At 35.9% G+C, this 3,131-nt stretch carries 6 protein-coding genes; 5 read left to right on the top strand and 1 reads right to left on the bottom strand.

The window, feature by feature from the left end; genetic code table 11:
* On the bottom strand, positions 1 to 224 hold a 224-nt coding region (locus A9G42_RS09660; RefSeq protein WP_143422154.1), incomplete at its 3' end, for a transposase.
* 648 nt (positions 225 to 872) lie between these two features.
* On the opposite strand from A9G42_RS09660, the gene A9G42_RS09665 reads away from it, so the two are divergent.
* From A9G42_RS09665 to A9G42_RS09680, 5 genes are all read left to right on the top strand, one after another.
* Complete coding sequence (locus A9G42_RS09665) at positions 873 to 1,277, top strand: hypothetical protein (RefSeq protein ID WP_218057325.1); 405 nt, start codon at positions 873 to 875, stop codon at positions 1,275 to 1,277.
* A 121-nt stretch (positions 1,278 to 1,398) separates the two neighbouring features.
* Positions 1,399 to 1,713: a hypothetical protein gene (locus A9G42_RS09670; RefSeq protein ID WP_065567507.1), complete on the top strand. Its 315-nt coding sequence runs from the start codon at positions 1,399 to 1,401 to the stop codon at positions 1,711 to 1,713.
* Positions 1,714 to 1,969: 256 nt separating this feature from the next.
* On the top strand, positions 1,970 to 2,116 hold the full coding sequence (locus A9G42_RS14835) for an RHS repeat-associated core domain-containing protein (protein WP_442903202.1): 147 nt from the start codon (positions 1,970 to 1,972) through the stop codon (positions 2,114 to 2,116).
* Positions 2,117 to 2,196: 80 nt separating this feature from the next.
* Complete coding sequence (locus A9G42_RS09675; RefSeq protein ID WP_065653307.1) at positions 2,197 to 2,454, top strand: transposase; 258 nt, start codon at positions 2,197 to 2,199, stop codon at positions 2,452 to 2,454.
* The coding region (locus A9G42_RS09680; RefSeq protein WP_065653308.1) for a DDE-type integrase/transposase/recombinase at positions 2,454 to 3,131 on the top strand (678 nt) is incomplete at its 3' end. The genes A9G42_RS09675 and A9G42_RS09680, both read left to right, overlap by 1 nt.

Raw genomic sequence — 3,131 nt, forward strand, 5'->3', positions numbered from 1 at the left:
GATTTTAAGCTCAGTTCGGCAAACATCTGTTTAAGCTTGCGGTTTTCCGCTTCGAGTTCTTTTAGACGTTTGATATCCGACGTTTCCATTCCGCCGTATTTTTCTCGCCATTTATAGAAAGTTGAATTACCCATGCCATATTTACGGCACAGTTCTTTAACGGGAATACCCGCTTCAGCTTCTTTTAAAATAGCGACGATTTGATGTTCAGTCATTTTTTTCATCATTAAATCCTCTTTTACTTTTATCATAGAGAATTTTCTACTTTTTTGCTGTACTATTTTAGGGGATAGTTACAATAGCAATATATATTAGGGATAAAACCGGAAAAGTTAACCGATTCAAATAGCAAAATACTGAGAGTATGCCGCTACCAGCTCTGGAGTAAACGGATTCAGGAAATTGAACACGGAATCAGTAGCGAAAAACCTTAGATATAATGGACAATATTTAGGCAGAGAAACCAGATTGCATTACAAAACTTTCAGGTTCGGATGTAGGGTCTTGACTATGCCCGCCCCAATTGGATTAGTCGCTGGGTTTAAACTGTATGAGTATACGCCTAATGGGTTGACTAGAGTTGATCATTTAGGAATGAATGCTCACCATATAAGGCAAAAAGCAATTATGCAAAATCTTGTCAAAGGGTATGATCCCTGCTACTTTAGTTCCCAGAGCTAGAACATTGGTTCCTTAAAGATGAAGTTGGAATTGTTGCACGTAGTAAAACTAACTCTAAAACAGGAAAACAATTTAGTAGTATTAGAAAGTTATTAGCTAGAGATATACGTAAGCTAAGAAGGGGTTACCCACAAATACCCAATAGCGCTTTTCAGAAATTAATCGCCAAAAATAAAGAAATGTATCCAGAAATGAATAAAGCAAAGCCTAATAGAAAAAGAGGTTGTAAAATGGGTAAAATAAGAAAAGATGAATTAGTAGTTACTTCACTCTTATCTGAACTTTTAGATGATGCACTTGAATATTATAAAATTCATTTAAGTGATTCAAGTGAATCTACAAACGTTAATGATCCTTTTGCAAGAGCAAGAAGTATTATCACAAAGCTATCAGATAAAGACCAAGAAAAGATTTTTAATTTTCTGCGTATAGTAATAGTAGATACAATGTCTGCGGTTTTTGGAACCATAGACGGTACACATTTCCCACCGAATATTAGTGGTGATTTCATGCTTGAGTATGATGGAGAAGAAATACAAGGTTCATTGCAAGATGAGTTAATTGCAAAAGCAGAAGAGATTGGTGTCTATGATTAATGAATTCATCATTAAAAAAAGTAAAAAATTTCTTTTACGATACATCTAAACGACTGGTAAGCCAAAAACACAGTAGACAAGGTTACAACAATCCCATCCAAAATTAGAACATGAGGTATTTATGGCTTTGGATTTTATGGCATCAAATAATCAAAAGAAAATAGATGGAAACACACCGGTATTTTCACTTGAGAAGTCTGATTATGATAAACTTTTCAATAATGCGAAACCATTAAATCAATACCCAATAATAAAAAAATTTGATGATTACTATGCTGATACTACTATTTTATATGGAGAAATTCAGCCCTTAATAAAAGAATTAGAAAGCCTTATTAAAACAAAAAAGCTACAGCTTGAATCAATTATTCATTTTATTGATTTTCTGGAAAAATCATTTAATAATGGTTTAAATGTATATATATTCTGTGACTAAGCGACCTGATTAATACCTCAAAATCAAAATAAAGCGAGCTCTACAACCATACCTACTTCTTGTGAGATGGCTTAACAATAATTAAGAAAACCGGCCCGAATCATCCTACCAGCCTATATATCTATACCGACCAGAACAGCTACGAACCGCTAGCACGTATAGGCACAGACGGCAACCAAGAACAACATATCCGCTATTTCCACACCGATCTGCACGGCTGTCGGGAAGAACTTACCGATACAACAGAATCTCAGATATCAAACAATATTTAGACAGTGAAACCAGTTTACATTACAATACTTTCAGGTACGATAATCCGGATATAGGACGCTTTACACAACTGGGTTTGATTGGACTGTTGGGTAGCTTTAATCTGTATCAATATGCGCCAATCAAATCGTAGGGATTATGTAACTATCCCCTAAAATAGTACAGCCAAAAAGTAGAAAATTCTCTATGATAAAAGTAAAAGAGGATTTAATGATGAAAAAAATGACTGAACATCAAATCGTCGCTATTTTAAAAGAAGCAGAGGCAGGTGTACCCGTTAAAGAGTTGTGCCGTAAATATGGCATGGGTAATTCAACTTTCTATAAATGGCGAGAAAAATACGGCGGTATGGAAACGTCGGATATTAAACGCTTAAAGGAGCTGGAGGCAGAAAACCGTAAGCTTAAACAGATGTTTGCCGAACTGAGCTTAAAATCTCAGCTTCAGGAAGAAATCATAAAAAAGCTTTAGTGCCCACCAAGGCACGTAAAACGTGGGCACAGCAACTACAACAAAATCATTCTGTTACTATTGTTATGAGTTGTGCTATTGTTGGCTCAAGCCGTTGTGCTTACTATTATCAATTTAAGTTACAGGATGATTCAGTGATTGTTTCGGTATTGAATGCTATCACAGACCGGCATTTACGCTGGGGTTTTCCTAAATGTTTTAATCGTATCAGAAAGCTCGGCTATCAATGGAATCATAAACGGATATATCGGGTGTATTGTGAATTAAAGCTTAATCTCAGGGTAAAGCGTAAAAAACGCATTCCTCCACGATGCCCAGAAAGGTTATTAGTCCCCAATAAACAAGGTGAATGTTGGTCAATGGATTTTATGAGTGACAGTAGCCGTAATCAACGTCGCTTTAGAACATTCAATGTCATCGATGACTTTAATCGTGAGGCGTTAGGTATTGATATTGCAGTAAGCTTACCAGCAGGAAGGATTACCCGTTACTTAGATAAACTGGCCGAATATCATGGATATCCATTAAAAATACGGGTCGATAATGGACCTGAATTTACAGGAAAAACCTTTACCAACTGGGCTAAATCACATGATATAACCATTGATTATATCCAGCCCGGTAGCCCTTATCAAAATGGCTATATTGAACGATTTAATCGTACCTATCGCACTGAA

Source organism: Gilliamella sp. Nev6-6 (genome assembly GCF_001690605.1).
GTDB lineage: Bacteria > Pseudomonadota > Gammaproteobacteria > Enterobacterales > Orbaceae > Gilliamella > Gilliamella apicola_C.